The sequence below is a fragment of the Clavibacter michiganensis genome, from assembly GCF_021216655.1.
Lineage (GTDB): Bacteria > Actinomycetota > Actinomycetes > Actinomycetales > Microbacteriaceae > Clavibacter > Clavibacter michiganensis.
The window spans coordinates 1,258,967-1,273,016 of the sequence record NZ_CP080437.1; the positions used below are offsets into that span (position 1 = coordinate 1,258,967).

Below are 14,050 nucleotides of genomic sequence, written 5' to 3' on the forward strand. Positions count from 1 at the left end.
AGGGGAGGAGCCCGCCCGCGCGGATCGCGAGGCCGGGAGCTCGGCCGGCGCCTACTCCCGGAGCGCCGCGCCGAACCGCTCGGCGGCGAGCCGCACGGATCCGTCGCGGGCCGCGCTCGCCTCGGCCGCGGTGAGGGTGCGGTCGGGAGCCCGGAAGCGGAGCGCGAACGTGAGCGAGCGGGTGCCGGCCTCGACGCCGGGACCGCGGTAGTCGTCCACGAGCCGGGCGGACTCCAGCAGCTCGCCCGCGCCCGCGATCACCGTGCGGAGCAGCTCCCCCGCCGGGACCTCGAGCGGCACGACCAGGCTGAGGTCCTGCGTGGCGACGGGCATCGAGGTGAGCGTGCGCACCTCGACCGCGCCGCCCGCGAGCCCGACGAGCCGGTCGAGGTCGACCTCGGCGAGCGCGACGCGCTCGGGCAGGTCGAGCTCGGCGGCGAGCGCGGGCAGGAGCTCCCCGGCGAATCCGACGATGACGGGGCCGTGTGCGGTCACGGCCTCGACCGCGGCCGTGCGGCCCGGGTGCATGGCGATGTGGGAGCCCTGCTCGAAGCGGATCTCCACGCCCACCGCGTGCGCGAGCTGCCGGACCGCGTCGAGCGCGTCGACCAGGCCCGCGCGCTGCGCCGGGGTGCCCGGCTGCTTCGGCACGGCGTCCCCGAGGATCAGCACGCCGACGTGGCGCGGCTGCGGCGGGATGCCCGCGTCGAGCGCCCGCAGCGTGTCCGCGTCGGGGCGCGCGGCCCCGGGCGGCATCTCGGGAGAGCCGTACGCGACGCCGGCGCGGGGCAGGAACACGGTGCCGGTCTCGAAGATCGCGAGGTCGGTGGATCCGCGCGACAGGTTGCGCCGCGCGATGTCGACGAGCCCCGGCAGCAGCGAGCGGCGGAGGTACGGGAACGCGACGTCGAGCGGGTTCGCGAGACGCACGGCGGGCGCGTCCTCCCGATCGGCCGCGCCGAAGCGGGCGTTCTGCTCCTCGGACGCGAACGGCGACCCCATGACCTCGCTGAGCCCGGACGCGGCGAGCGCGATCGAGGCCTGGCGTCGGAGGCGCTGCGCGGCGGTGAGGCCGCGGCCGGGGGGCGCGACGGGCAGCACGGCGGGGATCCGGTCGTAGCCGACGATGCGCGCGACCTCCTCCACGAGGTCCGCGCGCTGGCGGAGGTCGGGTCGCCAGGTCGGCGGCGTGACGCCGAGGATCCCGTCGCGCTCCTCGAGCGCGCACCCGACGTCGACGAGCGCGTGGCGCACCTCGTCCGCCGTGTAGTCGACGCCGACGAGCGATGCCGGGTAGCCGAGGGGCAGCTCGATCGCCTCACGCGGCGCGGTCGTGTCGAGGATCGAGCCGAGGCCCTCGGCGTGGCCGCCCGCGAGGTCCTCGAGGAGCTGCACGGCGCGCGCCGCGGCAGCGGGCGCGATGCGCGGATCCACTCCCCGCTCGAAGCGCTTGGACGCCTCGCTCGGCAGCTTGTGCCTGCGGGCCGTGCGGGCGATCGACACGGGGTCGAAGCCGGCCGCCTCGATCAGCACGCGACTGGTGCCCGCACCGATCTCGGTGGCCGCGCCGCCCATGACGCCCGCGAGCCCGACCGGGCCGGAGCCGTCGGCGATGACGAGGTCCTCGGGGTGCAGCGCGCGCTCGCGCCCGTCGAGCGTGACGAGCGTCTCGCCCTCGGCGGCGCGGCGGACGACGATGCCGCCCTGCAGCCGGTCGAGGTCGTACCCGTGCAGGGGCTGGCCGAGCTCGAGCATCACGTAGTTGGTGATGTCGACCACGAGCGAGATGGAGCGGACGCCCGCGAGGGTCAGTCGGGACACCATCCACGGCGGCGTCGGCCGGGACACGTCGAGGCCCGAGACCACGCGCGTGACGAACACGTCGGCGCCGGAGCGGCCGCGGATGGGGGCGGCGGCGTCGACGCGCACCTCGACGCCCTGGACGGGCGCGTCGGCCGCGAGCAGCGCGAGCGCGTCGGCGGGGTCGGTGAACCGGGCGCCCGTGGCGTGCGCGTACTCCCGGGCGATGCCGCGGATGGAGAACGCGTAGCCGCGGTCGGGCGTGACGTTCACCTCCACCGCGCGGTCGTCGAGGTGCAGGAGCGCGAGCGCGTCCGTGCCGACCTCGGGGTCGAGGCCGAGCGAGGAGAGGACGAGGATCCCGTCGTGCTCCTCCCCCAGGCCGAGCTCGCGCGACGACGCGATCATGCCGTCGGACACGTGCCCGTACGTCTTCCGCGCGCTGATGGGGAACGGGCCGGGGAGCACCGCGCCGGGCAGGCTCACCACGACCTTGTCGCCGACGACGAAGTTGTGCGCGCCGCAGACGATGCCGCGCACGTCCGCGCCGCCGTCGGCCGCGGTGGCGCCCTCGGGCGCGACGCGGACGGAGCACCAGTTGATGGTCTTGCCGTTGGTCTGGGGCTCGGGGCTCGCCTCGAGCACCTGCCCGACGACGACGGGGCCGGAGATCGAGAACGCGTGCACGTCCTCCTCCTCGAGGCCCACCTTCACGAGGGAGGCGTGGACGTCCTCGGGGGTGACCCCCGCGGGGAGCTCGACGTGCTCGCCGAGCCAGCTGATCGGGATCCTCACGACTACACCACCATCCCGAACTGCGCGCCGAATCGGACGTCGCCCTCGACGATGTCGCGCATGTCGGAGAGGTCGTTGCGGAACATGAGGGTGCGCTCAGTGCCCATCCCGAACGCGAAGCCCTGGTACTCGTCGGGGTCGATGCCCGCGGAGCGCAGCACGTTCGGGTTCACCATGCCGCAGCCGCCCCACTCGATCCAGCGGGGTCCGCCCGCGGCGGCCGGGTGCCAGACGTCCATCTCGGCGCTCGGCTCGGTGAAGGGGAAGTAGTTGGGGCGCAGGCGGATGCGGGCGTCCTGCCCGAACATGGAGCGCGCGAAGTGCTCGAGCGTGCCGCGCAGGTGCGCCATGGTGAGGCCGCGGTCGATGGCGATCCCCTCGATCTGGCGGAACGCGGGCGTGTGCGTCGCGTCGAGCTCGTCGCTGCGGAAGGTGCGGCCCTGCGCGATCGTGTACACGGGCAGCTCGTCGGCGAGCAGCGTGCGGATCTGCACGGGCGAGGTGTGCGTGCGGAGAACGAGGTGCGCGTCGGTCGGATCCACGTAGAAGGAGTCCTGCATGGCGCGCGCCGGGTGGTCGGGCGGGAAGTTCAGCGCGTCGAAGTTGAACCACTCGCTCTCGAGCTCGGGGCCCTCGTTCACCTGCCAACCCATGCCGACGAAGATGTCGGCGATGCGCTCCTCCAGCATGGTGAGCGGATGGCGGGCACCGGCGCGCCAGCGGCTCGGCAGCGCGGTGACGTCCACGGCCTCGGCCACGAGCCGCGCGGCGGCCTCCTGCTCCTGGATCTCCGCCTCGCGCGCCTGGAACGCCTGCGTGACGCGGGCGCGCGACTGGCCGACGAGCTTGCCGGCGTCCTTGCGGTCGGCGGGCGGCAGCGAGCGGAGCGATCCGTTCAGCCGGGCGAGCGGGGACGCCTCGCCGATGTGGGCGGAGCGCGCCTGGGCGAGCGACGCGGAGTCGGTGGTCGCGGCGAGCGCGGCCATCGCCTGCTCCACGGCGGCGCCGACGGTCTCCTCGGAGATCTGGGGTTCGGACATGAGGCCCGAGTCTACCGATCGGGTGCCGCCGTCCCGGCCCGCGGCGGGCGTCCCCTCGGCGCACGACGGGCCCGCCGCGGCGTGCGCGACGGGCCCGTGTCGGCGGCGTGATCCGCCGGGCGGAGCGGCTACGCGCCCTGCGACGTCCCCGCCGCGACGGTCTTCGCCACGCGCGGTCCGCGCTTGCGGGCGAGACGACGCGCGATGGTCGACACGGAGAGGTTGAGCACGAGGTACATGCCCACCATGACCACGAAGATCGGCAGCGAGTTGTCGCGGCTCGTCGCCTCGAGGATCAGCTCGCCCTGCTTGGTGAGGCCGACGAGGCTGACGATGGTGCCGAGCGCGGTGTCCTTGATGAGCACCACGAGCTGGGCGACGATGATCGGCAGCATCGTCCGGAACGCCTGCGGGAACTCCACGAGCAGCCGGTTCTGCAGCGGCCGGAGCCCGATCGCGAGCCCCGCCTCGCGCTGCCCGCGCGGGAGGCCGAGGATCCCCGACCGCAGGGCCTCGCCGATGATCGCGCCGTTGTAGAGCGCGAGCGCCGTGACGACCGACCAGTACGGGCCGATGGGGAAGATCAGGTAGATGAACAGCATCATCAGCAGCACGGGCATGCCGCGGAAGAACTCGAGCACCACGGTCACGGCGTAGCGGATGACCCGGTGCTCGCTCATGCGGAGGAGCGCGAGCACCATGCCCAGGAGGATCGCGAGGACCGCGGCCACCGCGGCCGACTGCAGCACCACGACGAGGCCCCGGAGGAGCAGCCCCCAGACGAGCGGGTCGTTGAGCACGAGCCAGATGTCGGGGCTGAACTGACCCGCCTGCTGGAGCTTCACGGCGGCGAAGGCGAGCACGGCCACCACGATGACGCCCGTGACGACGGAGAGGATGCGGGAGCGACGGCGGGCCTTGGGGCCGGGCACGTCGTAGAGGACCTGGCTCATCGGGAGACCGCCACTCGCTTCTCGAGGTGGTCCGCCAGCTGGCCGAGCGGGACCGTGATGATGAGGTAGAAGAACGCGACGCCCACGAACACCCAGACGACCGCGTTCCCGTTGGCGTTCGCGACGTCGCGGCCGACGTTGAACAGCTCGTAGATGAAGTACGCGCCCGCGATCGAGGTGTTCTTGGTGAGCGCGATGACCACGTTGATCAGCGGCGGGATGACGGTGCGCACGGCCTGCGGCAGGATCACCGATCCGAGCGTCTGCGAGAACGTGAGCCCGATGCTGCGCGCGGCCTCGGCCTGGCCGACGGGCACGCTGTTGATGCCCGAGCGGATCGCCTCGGCGAAGAACGGCGCCGTGTAGAGCGTGAGCGCGAGCACCGCGGCCGTCATGAACGGCAGCGCGCCCGAGATCGACGTGATCACGACGCTGAAGAAGGTGAACACGAGCAGCAGCGGAGTGTTCCGCAGCAGCTCGACGTAGACGGTGGAGGTGGCACGCAGGCTCGCGACGGGCGAGATCCTCATCGCGGCGATCACGACCCCCAGCGGGAGGGCGAACAGCACGGTGAGGCCGAGGAGGCGCAGCGTGCCGCCGAACCCCCGCAGGAACACGTCGAGATTGTCGAGGATCACATCCACGGCGCACCTCCTATGGTCTGCACCCGGCGGGCCGGGCGATGGTCGGATCCGGGCTCGTCTCGCCCGGACAGGGGACGGGTCCCGCGCGCGCATCAGCGCACGCGGGACCCGGTGGGACTAGTAGCGGTCGATCGCCGGGGGCTCCGGCGTGTCGATGACCGTGCCGGCCGTCGCCTCGAACAGGCGCGCCCAGGTGCCGTCGTCGTAGGCCTCCTGCAGCGTGTCGTTGATGAACGTGCGGAACGCCTCGTCGTCCTTGGCGATGCCGATGCCGTAGGGCTCCTGGGTGAAGGTCTCGCCGTCGCCGACGAGCTTGAACTCGCCCTCGTTCTGGTCGATGAAGCCGGAGAGGATCACGTTGTCGGTCGTGACGGCGGACACCTGGCCGTTGCGCAGCGGGTCGAGGCACTTGCTGTAGACGTCGGTGGGCACGACGACGGCGCCGAACGTGGCCTCGATGTTCGCGGCGGGGGTCGATCCGGCGACGGAGCAGACCTGCTTGCCGCGGACGTCCTCGGGCGTGTTGATCGTGGTGTCGTCCGCGAGGACCATGAGCGCCTGGCCGGCGACGTAGTACGGTCCCGCGAAGTCCACGACCTCCTTGCGCTTGTCGTTGATCGTGTAGGTCGCGACGACCGCATCGACCGAGCCGTTCTGGATGAAGGGCTCGCGGTTCGCGGACACCGTCTCCGTGAACTTGATCGAGTCGAAGGGGATGCCCATCTTGCTGGCGACGAGCGCGGCGATCGCGACGTCGAAGCCCGCGGGCTTGCCGTCGAGGCCCGCGAGGCCGAAGAGCGGCTGGTCGTACTTCGTGCCGACCTTCATCTCGCCGGCCGCGGCCAGGCGCGCCATCGTGGTGCCCTCGTCGAAGGTCGGGTTCTCGGTGAGCTCGAGCTTGTAGGGGCCGTCGCCGTTCTCGGGGGCGTTCGTGCCGGCGTCGACGCCGCCGCCGGACGCGCTGCCCGGGGTGCCGCAGCCGGTGAGGCCGACGACGACCGCCGCGGCGGCCGCGAGGATGGTGAGATTCCTGTGCTTCATGGTTCCCGTTTCTCTGCTGGTGAGGTGGATGACGGACGCGATGGGGATCGCTCGTGGTGCGTGGTGCGGGTCGTGCCGTGGTGCGGCGCCCGGACGCGCCTGCCTCGGCGGCGTCCGGATGCGGGTGCGGGAGGGCGCGTGCCCTCCGCGCGCGTCAGTGGGCGAGGATCTTGGAGAGGAAGTCCTTCGCACGGGGGCTCTGCGGGTCGTCGAAGAACGCCTGCGGGGTCGTGTCCTCCTCGATGGCGCCGTCGGCCATGAAGATCACGCGGTCGGCGGCCTTGCGGGCGAAGCCCATCTCGTGGGTGACGACCATCATGGTCATGCCGTCCTTCGCCAGGCCGACCATCACGTCGAGGACCTCGGTGATCATCTCCGGGTCGAGGGCCGACGTGGGCTCGTCGAGGAGGATCAGCTTCGGGTCCATCGCCAGCGCACGGGCGATCGCGACGCGCTGCTGCTGGCCGCCGGACAGCTGGGCCGGCATCTTCTGCGCCTGGTTCGCGACGCCGACGCGGTCGAGGAGCTCCATCGCCCGCTTCTCCGCCTCGGCCTTGCCCTGCTTGCGCACCTTGATCGGCCCGAGCGTGACGTTCTCGAGCACGGTCTTGTGCGCGAAGAGGTTGAAGGACTGGAAGACCATGCCGACGTCGGCGCGGAGGCGCGCGAGCTCGGCGCCCTCGGACGGGAGGTCCTGGCCATCGATCGTGATGGTGCCGTCGTCGATGGTCTCAAGCCGGTTGATCGCGCGGCACAGCGTCGACTTGCCCGACCCGCTGGGGCCGATGACGACGACGACCTCGCCGCGGTTCACCGTGGTCGAGATGTCCTTGAGGACGTGCAGGTCCCCGAAGTGCTTGTTGACGTGGGATACGACGACCAGGGGCTCGCCGACCGCTGCTGCGGCGGGCGAGGCGGGGTCCGCCGTCGGGCTCTGCTCCATGCGATCACCATATCCATGCCGGTGTTTCGTCCGCGTTTCCGCGGGGCATCGTCACCCCATCGTGACGCGTAGGCCGCGTTTCCGCCGGTCAGGGGCGGTGCCGGCGCGCACCCGGACGACGCGCATACGCCGGGTGTCCGACGCGTGATGGTCAGGCGCGCTGCGCGAACGCCGACTCGTAGAGGCACACGGAGGCGGCCGTCGCGAGGTTCATCGACTCGGCCTGGCCGTAGATCGGCACGACGACGGCGCGGTCGGCGAGGGCGAGGTGCTCGTCCTGGAGGCCGCAGGCCTCGTTGCCGAACAGCCACGCGGTCGGCCAGGCGAGGCCGCCCGACGTGCGCTCCGCGAGGAGGTCGTCGCCCTTGACGTCCGCGGCGAGGACCTGCAGCCCCGCCGCCTTCACGCGCTCGAGCACGGCGTCGAGCTCGGGCATGATCGCGACCGGCAGGTGGAAGAGCGACCCCGTCGTGGCGCGCACGACCTTGGGGTTGTAGAGGTCGACGGAGCGGCCCGTGAGGATCACCGCGTCGGCGCCCGCGGCATCGGCCGCGCGGATGATGGTGCCGGCGTTGCCGGGGTCGCGCACCTCCTCGAGGATCGCGATGAGGCGCGGGTCGTCACCGAGGATCTGCTTGAGCGACGTCGGGAACTGACGGCACACGCCCACGACGCCCTGCGGGGTGACGGTGTCGGCCATGGACGCGATCACGTCCTCGGTGACGAACTCGACCTCGACGCCCGCCTCACGGACGGCGCGCGCGAGGTCCGGGTAGCGGTCGAGGGCCGTGGGGGTGGCGAACAGCTCGAGCACGAGGTCCGGCCGGAAGGCGAGCGCCTCGGAGACGGCCTGCGGCCCCTCGAGGAGGAAGAGGCCCGTGTCGGCGCGCGCGTCCCGCTTCGCGAGCTTGGCGACGCCACGGACACGCGGGGAGCGGGGATTGTCGAGCATGGCCCAACACTAACGGCGCGCCCCCGGATGGGGACGCGCCGTCGGCGGTGGTGCGGGATGCGCTACGCGTTCGCCGCGACCTTGGGGGCCGAGGTGTTCGCGGGCAGTGCGGCCTTGGCCGTCTGCACGAGCGACGCGAAGGTCGCGGGCTCGTGGACCGCGAGCTCCGCGAGGATGCGGCGGTCGACCTGGACGCCGGCGAGCGAGAGGCCCTGGATGAGGCGGTTGTACGTGAGGCCGTTCGCGCGCGCGGCGGCGTTGATGCGCTGGATCCAGAGGCGGCGGAACTCGCCCTTCTTCGCGCGGCGGTCGCGGTACGCGTAGACGAGGGAGTGGGTGACCTGCTCCTTGGCCTTGCGGTACAGGCGCGAGCGCTGCCCGCGGTAGCCGGCGGCGCGCTCGAGGATGACCCGACGCTTCTTGTGGGCGTTGACGGCCCTCTTGACTCTTGCCATTTCAGTGATTCCTATTCGAGTTCAGGTGTCGCGGACGACGAGGGGCCTAGCGGCCGAGGAGCTTCTTGGCGACCTTCATGTCGGCCTTGGCCAGGGGCTGGTCCTGGTTGAGTCGCGCCTTGCGCCCGGAGGACTTGACCTCGAGGTTGTGCCGCATGCCCGCCTGCTGCTTCATGATCTTGCCGGTGCCGGTGACCTTGAAACGCTTCTTGGCACCCGAGTGGGTCTTCTGCTTAGGCATTGTTCTCTTCTCTCGCTTCTCGTGCGCTCGCCTTGGTGGCGTCGCGCTTCGCGTTGGCCTCGGCCTTGGCCTCGGACTTGTTCTTGTGCGGTCCGATGACCATGACCATGTTGCGGCCGTCGATCGTGGGGGTGGACTCGACGCTGCCGAACTCGGCGACGTCCTCCGCGAACATCTTGAGCAGTCGCACGCCCTGGTCCGGACGCGACTGCTCGCGCCCGCGGAACAGGATCATGGCCTTGACCTTGTCGCCGTCCTGCAGGAAGCCCTCGGCGCGCTTGCGCTTGGTCTCGTAGTCGTGCTTGTCGATCTTCAGGCGGAAGCGCACCTCCTTGAGGATGGTGTTCGCCTGGTTGCGACGCGCTTCCTTGGCCTTCTGCGCGGCCTCGTACTTGAACTTGCCGTAGTCCATGATCTTCGCCACGGGGGGCTTGGAATTGGGCGCGACCTCGACGAGGTCGAGGTCGGCTTCCTGCGCGAGCCGGAGTGCGACGTCGATGGATACGACGCCGACCTGCTCGCCTGCTGGGCCAACGAGGCGAACCTCGGGAACTCGGATTCGATCGTTGGTACGGGGATCGCTGATGGACTGCTCCTATTCGTGTCTTCGGGTGGCCCGGCTGCTCTCGGGGAGCCGCTCGGATTCGAGACGAGGAGGGTTCTTCACCAGGGTGCGACGGATCCGTCGTACTCGGCAACACGCCCATGCCCGCGTGATGCGGGGCTCCCGACCTGCACGGTTCCCGGTGAGGGGCCCTTCGGACGGGGGAGCGAAATCGACCCGGTAACCTATGGAGGCGGTCAAGCGCGGGTGGGAGATCAATCCTCTTTCGAACCGGGACTGTGACAGCCCCGGAGCCGTCTACAAGCATAGCAGACGCCGGCCCTGCCCCGGAAGGGCGGCCACGACGAGCTCCCGCCGCCTCCGCCGCCATCCGGCACCGCCACCCAGCACGAGGACAGACATGACCGACCAGGCCCAGCCCGACCCCGCGACGACCTCACCCGCCGACCCCGCGTCCGCCGGTCCGACCGACGCCCACGTGCACCGCTTCGAGGAGCCCGCCGCGACCGGCGACGGCACCTCGGCCGCGGGCGTCGCGGACGACGACACCGCGGACTTCGTCGCCGACCAGTACGCGCGCGACATCGCGGAGGTCTCCGCCGTCGAGGTCATCACGACCACGGCCGTCCACCTCATGAGCGCCGCCGCCGTGAAGTGCGGGCTCGCCGACGACCCCGCCACACAGACCGACCTCGCCGAGGCGCGGAAGCTCATCATCTCGCTCGCGGGCCTCGTGACCGCCGCCTCCCCGGAGCTCGGCGACCAGCACGCGCGCAGCCTCCGCGACGGCCTGCGCTCCCTGCAGCTCGCCTTCCGCGAGGCCTCGCCGTACCCCGACGCCGTCGGCAAGGGACCGGGCGAGAAGTACACCGGCCCCGTCTCCTAGGCCAGCCGCCCGCCGGGGCGCGCGAGCCGCGCCACCACGTCAGCGCGCGGACGTGATCCGGAGCCCCATGCTGTCGACGCGGTCGGCGAGCACCGCGCTCCGGGACCACTCCCCCTGCAGCCGCGCGAGCAGCGCGTCGAGCGCCGGCCGGTCGAGTCCGTCGACGAGCTCCAGCGCGATCATCAGCTCCGGCCCCTCGAGGCGTGCACGCGGATCGCCCGGCGCCGTGCTCACGGACACGACCGCCGGTTCCTCGACGACGCTCGCCTCCAGCGCCGCGACCACATCCGGATCCTCGGGGCTCGGGATCCACGGCAGCGACCGCGCGACCGCCCACACCGCCGGCCGCCGCAGGACGAACTCGGTGTCGGACATCGGATCGACGACCACGAGGTCGGTCTCCTCGCTCGCTGCGGCCAGCGCCACGCGGACGGCGTCCGCGGGGACGGGACGCGCGGCGGGATTCCACCTCCCCATCGCGGCGACGGACGTGAAGACCGGCATCACGGTGCGCCCGTCGGGCCCGGCCACCGTGATGATCGAGAGCTCGGCGCTCTTGTCCGCCTTCAGGCCGTGCACGCCCTCGCCCCCCTCGCCGAGGCGGGCGACCAGCGGGATCAGCAGGCGCGCATCGCGGAGCGCGTCCACGACCGCGGCCTGCCCGACCTCGCCGCGACCGTGCCGCGCGAGCGCGGCCGCGACGGCGGGGGGCGCAGATCCGTCGTCGTCCGGGAACGGGGTGGGCTCGAACGACCGGCCCGCCCAGGGGGTCCCGGCCGAGTCGGCGTGCGGAGAGGATCCCGTCATCGCTCCCCGGCGACGTCGAGCGCCTCCCCGAGCGTGAACGCGCCCGCGTAGAGGGCCTTGCCGACGATGGCGCCCTCCAGACCCAGCGGCACGAGCTCGCGGAGAGCCTGGATGTCGTCGAGGCTCGAGACGCCACCCGAGGCGACGACCGGACGCTCGGTGCGCTCGAGCACATCCCGGAGCAGCTGCAGGTTCGGGCCCTGCAGCGTGCCGTCCTTCGTGACGTCGGTGACGACGTAGCGCGCGCACCCGGCGTCCTCGAGGCGCTCGAGGACCTCCCAGATGTCGCCCCCGTCCTGCGTCCAACCGCGAGCGGAGAGGGTGCGGCCGCGGACGTCGAGCCCGACCGCCACGGCCTCGCCGTGCTGGGCGATGACGCTGGCGGCCCACTCGGGGTTCTCCAGCGCGGCGGTGCCGAGGTTGATGCGCGTCGCGCCGCTCTCGAGCGCCACGTCGAGCGAGCGATCGTCCCGGATCCCGCCGGACAGCTCGATCTGCACGCCGTCGATGGCGCGGATCACGCGGGAGATCACCGACAGGTTGTCCCCGCGCCCGAACGCGGCGTCGAGGTCGACGAGGTGCAGCCACTCGGCGCCCTGCTCGGCCCAGTCGCGGGCGGCGTCGACGGGGTCGCCGTAGCCGGTCTCGGTGCCGGCCGCTCCCTGCGTGAGGCGGACGGCCTGCCCTCCCGCCACGTCGACGGCGGGCAGCAGGGTCAGGCGGGGGGTGCTGGTGAACTCGCTCATGGGGCCTTCCATCGATGGGGCTCGGGCATGCGGGATGCCGCACAGGGCGGCGGGTGGGATGCGTCAGGCGGCGCGGAGAGTGCCGAGCCAGTTCGCGAGCAGCCGGATCCCGGCCGCGCCCGACTTCTCGGGGTGGAACTGCGTGGCGGAGAGCGGGCCGTTCTCGACGGCGGCGACGAACCGCTCTCCGTGCGTGGCCCAGGTGACGCGGGGCGCGGGCAGCGGCGGGAGCGGGTCGATACCCCACGTGCGCGCGGCGTACGAGTGCACGAAGTAGAAACGCTCCTCCTCGAGGCCCGCGAACAGCGCCGACCCCTCGGGCACGTCGACCGTGTTCCAGCCCATGTGCGGGAGCACGTCCGACTCGATCCGGTCGACCGTGCCGGGCCACTCCCCCAGGCCGGCCACGTCGACGTCGCGCTCGACGCCGCGGTCGAACATGACCTGCATGCCGACGCAGATGCCCAGCACCGGGCGGCCGCCCGCCAGACGACGGTCGACGACGCGGTCGCCGCCGGCCGCACGCAGCGCGGTCATCACGGCGGAGAACGCCCCGACCCCGGGGACGAGGAGGCCGTCGGCCTCGTGCGCCCTCTTCGGGTCGCCCGTCAGCTCGACATCGGCGCCGGCCAGCTCGAGCGCCTTGACGGCGGAGTGGACGTTGCCGCTCCCGTAGTCGAGGACGACGACGGAGGGCCGCGTCACAGCGCGCCCTTCGTGGACGGGATGCCGGACACCCGCGGGTCGAGCTCCTTCGCCTGACGGAAGGCGCGCGCGAAGGACTTGAACTCGGCCTCCGCGATGTGGTGCGGGTCGCGTCCGCCGAGCACGGTGACGTGCACGGTGAGGCCCGCGTGGAAGGTGATGGCCTCGAACACGTGGCGGACCATGGATCCGGTGAAGTGGCCGCCGATGAGGTGCATCTCGAAGCCGGCGGGCTCGCCCGAGTGCACGAGGAACGGACGGCCCGAGATGTCGACGACCGACTGCACCAGGGCCTCGTCGAGCGGCACGAGCGCGTCGCCGAAGCGGGCGATGCCGGACTTGTCGCCGAGCGCCTCGCGGATGGCCTGCCCGAGGACGATCCCGACGTCCTCCACGGTGTGGTGCACGTCGATGTGCGTGTCGCCCGTGGCGGTGACCCTGAGGTCGGTGAGGGAATGCTTCGCGAACGCGGTGAGCATGTGGTCGTAGAACGGCACCGACGTGCTGATCTCGGAGGCGCCGGTGCCGTCGAGGTCGAGCTGGAGGTCGATGGTGGACTCGCTGGTCTGCCGCGTGACGTGCGCGGTGCGCGCGAGGGTGCTCATGGGCTCCATGCTACCGATCGGTTCCCCTCCACCCGCCGCGCTCCCGGCCGCCACCGGGAGCGCGGCGGCGGACCGCTGTGCGTGCGACGCCCCATGCGGCGTCGCCCGAGGATCAGTGCGCGTACTCGGTGGGGACGGCGAGCTGCTGGCCCGCCGCGACGTCCGACGACGGCAGGCGGTTGAGGTCGACGACCGACGCGATGACGTCGCGCGGGTCGGCCGACGGCGCGATCTCCTCGGCGAGGTCCCACAGGGACTGGCCACTGGAGACGGTGACGTACTCGAACGTGGTGCCCGCCGCGTCCTTCGACGCGACGGCCGCGCCGCCGTTGAGCGCCACGAGACCGGCTCCGAGCGCGAGAGGGGCGGCGACCAGCGCGGTGAGGACGAGGCGTCCGCGGCGCGTGATGCGCAGGCGCGTGCGGGGCGCGACGGCGGCCTCCGCGATGGGCGCGAAGGACGGGCCGGCGGGGGTGGTGGCTGCGGGGATGGTGGTGGCTGCGGTGTTCATGGTGACCTCTCGTGCGAGACGGTGGGGCGTCGATACGACGCACCCGGCGGTGCAGTGCGGTGTGGCATGCGATGCGGGTCCGGCAGCTCGCACCCGGCTCTCGGCCGGGAGAGCCGGATGCGAAGCTGTGTTCCGAACATACATTCGAAACCAGCCCTCCGCAAGCCCTCATCACCTAGATCCCGTCGCCACGCCCACGACACGCTCGAACAGGTGTTTGCCCGGGGTGCCTCGGCTGGATACAGTTTCGAGTGCCTGGTGTCCATTGCATCGGGCACCACCGACATCGCCCCCGCGAGCGCGTCGGCCCGCCGGGTCGACCGTGCCGCGGAGGCGTCGGCGACGAGAGGCGGGCCGTGGC

The 14,050-nt window shown here is 72.2% G+C and carries 16 protein-coding genes; 1 reads left to right on the forward strand and 15 read right to left on the reverse strand.

Features of this window, described 5'->3' with window-relative positions; translation table 11 throughout:
* Positions 1-51: 51 nt before the first annotated feature.
* From pheT to infC, 10 genes are all read right to left on the reverse strand, one after another.
* Positions 52-2,595, reverse strand: a complete 2,544-nt coding sequence (pheT, locus tag K0V08_RS05835) for a phenylalanine--tRNA ligase subunit beta (RefSeq protein ID WP_079534668.1) — start codon at positions 2,593-2,595, stop codon at positions 52-54.
* A gap of 2 nt (positions 2,596-2,597) precedes the next feature.
* Positions 2,598-3,635 (reverse strand): phenylalanine--tRNA ligase subunit alpha, encoded by a 1,038-nt coding sequence (gene pheS, locus K0V08_RS05840; RefSeq protein ID WP_012038690.1) that lies wholly within the window; start codon positions 3,633-3,635, stop codon positions 2,598-2,600.
* A 128-nt stretch (positions 3,636-3,763) separates the two neighbouring features.
* Entirely contained in the window at positions 3,764-4,588 is an 825-nt protein-coding gene (locus K0V08_RS05845) for an amino acid ABC transporter permease (RefSeq protein ID WP_012038691.1), read from the reverse strand.
* A complete protein-coding gene (locus K0V08_RS05850) occupies positions 4,585-5,232 on the reverse strand; it encodes an amino acid ABC transporter permease (protein ID WP_012038692.1) in 648 nt (215 codons plus the stop codon). Before K0V08_RS05850 ends, K0V08_RS05845 begins: the two co-directional genes overlap by 4 nt.
* Positions 5,233-5,349: 117 nt before the next feature.
* Positions 5,350-6,273 carry a glutamate ABC transporter substrate-binding protein gene (locus tag K0V08_RS05855; RefSeq protein ID WP_012038693.1) on the reverse strand — a complete coding sequence of 308 codons (924 nt, stop codon included), beginning with the start codon at positions 6,271-6,273 and terminating at the stop codon, positions 5,350-5,352.
* 154 nt (positions 6,274-6,427) lie between these two features.
* Positions 6,428-7,216 (reverse strand): amino acid ABC transporter ATP-binding protein, encoded by a 789-nt coding sequence (locus K0V08_RS05860; RefSeq protein WP_012038694.1) that lies wholly within the window; start codon positions 7,214-7,216, stop codon positions 6,428-6,430.
* 151 nt (positions 7,217-7,367) lie between these two features.
* Entirely contained in the window at positions 7,368-8,168 is an 801-nt protein-coding gene (locus tag K0V08_RS05865; RefSeq protein WP_079534666.1) for a TrmH family RNA methyltransferase, read from the reverse strand.
* 62 nt (positions 8,169-8,230) lie between these two features.
* Entirely contained in the window at positions 8,231-8,623 is a 393-nt protein-coding gene (gene rplT, locus K0V08_RS05870) for a 50S ribosomal protein L20 (RefSeq protein WP_012038696.1), read from the reverse strand.
* Positions 8,624-8,669: 46 nt separating this feature from the next.
* Positions 8,670-8,864, reverse strand: a complete 195-nt coding sequence (gene rpmI, locus K0V08_RS05875) for a 50S ribosomal protein L35 (RefSeq protein WP_012038697.1) — start codon at positions 8,862-8,864, stop codon at positions 8,670-8,672.
* A complete protein-coding gene (infC, locus tag K0V08_RS05880) occupies positions 8,857-9,450 on the reverse strand; it encodes a translation initiation factor IF-3 (protein ID WP_015490649.1) in 594 nt (197 codons plus the stop codon). Before infC ends, rpmI begins: the two co-directional genes overlap by 8 nt.
* Before the next feature lie 379 nt (positions 9,451-9,829).
* Between infC and K0V08_RS05885 the strand changes: the two genes are divergently transcribed.
* Entirely contained in the window at positions 9,830-10,315 is a 486-nt protein-coding gene (locus K0V08_RS05885) for a DUF1844 domain-containing protein (RefSeq protein WP_012038699.1), read from the forward strand.
* A 39-nt stretch (positions 10,316-10,354) separates the two neighbouring features.
* Here the strand turns inward: K0V08_RS05885 and K0V08_RS05890 are convergent, their stop codons facing one another.
* The 5 genes from K0V08_RS05890 to K0V08_RS05910 all read right to left on the reverse strand — a co-directional run bounded on the left by K0V08_RS05890 (position 10,355) and on the right by K0V08_RS05910 (position 13,689).
* Positions 10,355-11,122 (reverse strand): SseB family protein, encoded by a 768-nt coding sequence (locus K0V08_RS05890; protein WP_079534664.1) that lies wholly within the window; start codon positions 11,120-11,122, stop codon positions 10,355-10,357.
* Positions 11,119-11,868 carry a bifunctional 1-(5-phosphoribosyl)-5-((5-phosphoribosylamino)methylideneamino)imidazole-4-carboxamide isomerase/phosphoribosylanthranilate isomerase PriA gene (gene priA, locus K0V08_RS05895; RefSeq protein WP_012038701.1) on the reverse strand — a complete coding sequence of 250 codons (750 nt, stop codon included), beginning with the start codon at positions 11,866-11,868 and terminating at the stop codon, positions 11,119-11,121. The genes K0V08_RS05890 and priA overlap by 4 nt, the downstream gene beginning before the upstream one ends.
* 63 nt (positions 11,869-11,931) lie before the next feature.
* On the reverse strand, positions 11,932-12,573 hold the full coding sequence (hisH, locus tag K0V08_RS05900) for an imidazole glycerol phosphate synthase subunit HisH (protein WP_079534662.1): 642 nt from the start codon (positions 12,571-12,573) through the stop codon (positions 11,932-11,934).
* Positions 12,570-13,178, reverse strand: coding sequence for an imidazoleglycerol-phosphate dehydratase HisB (hisB, locus tag K0V08_RS05905; protein ID WP_012038703.1), 609 nt, complete (start codon positions 13,176-13,178; stop codon positions 12,570-12,572). Before hisB ends, hisH begins: the two co-directional genes overlap by 4 nt.
* A 112-nt stretch (positions 13,179-13,290) precedes the next feature.
* Entirely contained in the window at positions 13,291-13,689 is a 399-nt protein-coding gene (locus K0V08_RS05910; protein WP_079534660.1) for a hypothetical protein, read from the reverse strand.
* Between the last annotated feature and the right edge of the window lie 361 nt (positions 13,690-14,050).

Excerpts from the sequence above, each read along its gene's own strand:
- pheS (WP_012038690.1), bottom strand. The coding sequence starts at position 3,635 with ATGTCCGAACCCCAGATCTCCGAGGAGACCGTCGGCGCCGCCGTGGAG.
- K0V08_RS05845 (WP_012038691.1), bottom strand. The coding sequence starts at position 4,588 with ATGAGCCAGGTCCTCTACGACGTGCCCGGCCCCAAGGCCCGCCGTCGC.
- K0V08_RS05855 (WP_012038693.1), bottom strand. The coding sequence starts at position 6,273 with ATGAAGCACAGGAATCTCACCATCCTCGCGGCCGCCGCGGCGGTCGTC.
- K0V08_RS05860 (WP_012038694.1), bottom strand. The coding sequence starts at position 7,216 with ATGGAGCAGAGCCCGACGGCGGACCCCGCCTCGCCCGCCGCAGCAGCG.
- K0V08_RS05865 (WP_079534666.1), bottom strand. The coding sequence starts at position 8,168 with ATGCTCGACAATCCCCGCTCCCCGCGTGTCCGTGGCGTCGCCAAGCTC.
- rplT (WP_012038696.1), bottom strand. The coding sequence starts at position 8,623 with ATGGCAAGAGTCAAGAGGGCCGTCAACGCCCACAAGAAGCGTCGGGTC.
- rpmI (WP_012038697.1), bottom strand. The coding sequence starts at position 8,864 with ATGCCTAAGCAGAAGACCCACTCGGGTGCCAAGAAGCGTTTCAAGGTC.
- K0V08_RS05885 (WP_012038699.1), top strand. The coding sequence starts at position 9,830 with ATGACCGACCAGGCCCAGCCCGACCCCGCGACGACCTCACCCGCCGAC.
- K0V08_RS05890 (WP_079534664.1), bottom strand. The coding sequence starts at position 11,122 with ATGACGGGATCCTCTCCGCACGCCGACTCGGCCGGGACCCCCTGGGCG.
- priA (WP_012038701.1), bottom strand. The coding sequence starts at position 11,868 with ATGAGCGAGTTCACCAGCACCCCCCGCCTGACCCTGCTGCCCGCCGTC.
- hisB (WP_012038703.1), bottom strand. The coding sequence starts at position 13,178 with ATGAGCACCCTCGCGCGCACCGCGCACGTCACGCGGCAGACCAGCGAG.
- K0V08_RS05910 (WP_079534660.1), bottom strand. The coding sequence starts at position 13,689 with ATGAACACCGCAGCCACCACCATCCCCGCAGCCACCACCCCCGCCGGC.